Source organism: Inquilinus limosus MP06 (assembly GCF_000767795.1).
Lineage (GTDB): Bacteria > Pseudomonadota > Alphaproteobacteria > DSM-16000 > Inquilinaceae > Inquilinus > Inquilinus limosus_E.
This window is the reverse complement of sequence record NZ_JANX01001141.1, coordinates 1-573: the sequence shown is the minus strand read 5'-3', so window position 1 is coordinate 573 and position 573 is coordinate 1. Positions and strand designations below refer to the sequence as shown.

Here is a 573-nt window from a genome sequence, read left to right as displayed (position 1 = left end):
GAAGCATCCGGAAGGCCGGGCCGCCCTGCTGCGCCTGGCCCGGCGCAGCGACGTGGTGGTCGAGAACTTCCGCCGCGGCGTCCTCGCGCGCTTCGACCTCGGCTACGACGTCCTGCGGGGCGCCAATCCGGACATCGTCCTGGCCTCGATCTCGAGCCAGGGCGAGACCGGGCCGGATGCCGGCTATGTCTCCTACGGCAGCACGCTGGAGGCGGTGTCGGGCCTGGCCTGGGCCGGCGGCTATGCCGATGGCGGGCCGGTGGTCAGCGGCCGCGACCTCAACTACCCCGACCAGGTCGTCGCGATCTTCGCGGCCGGGATGATCGCCACCGCGTGGCGGGCCAGCCGGTCGGGCGCCGGGGGCACCCATCTCGACCTGTCGCAGCGCGAGCTGACCAGCTTCCTGCTGGGGGAGGCGTTCGTGGCGGCGGAGGAGCCGGCGCGCCGAGGCAACGCCCAGCCACCGCACCGGCTGCAGGATTGCTTCCGCGACGCGGCCGGGCACTGGGTCGCCGTCACGGTCGACGATCGCGACCTGCCGGCGCTGGACCGTCTCCTCGGGCTGCCGGCCGG

Annotated in this window: 1 protein-coding gene; it reads left to right on the top strand. The window is 74.5% G+C overall.

Annotated elements, in window-relative coordinates:
• Positions 1-573: CoA transferase (locus P409_RS35670; RefSeq protein ID WP_193366546.1), on the top strand; the 573-nt coding region annotated here is incomplete at both ends.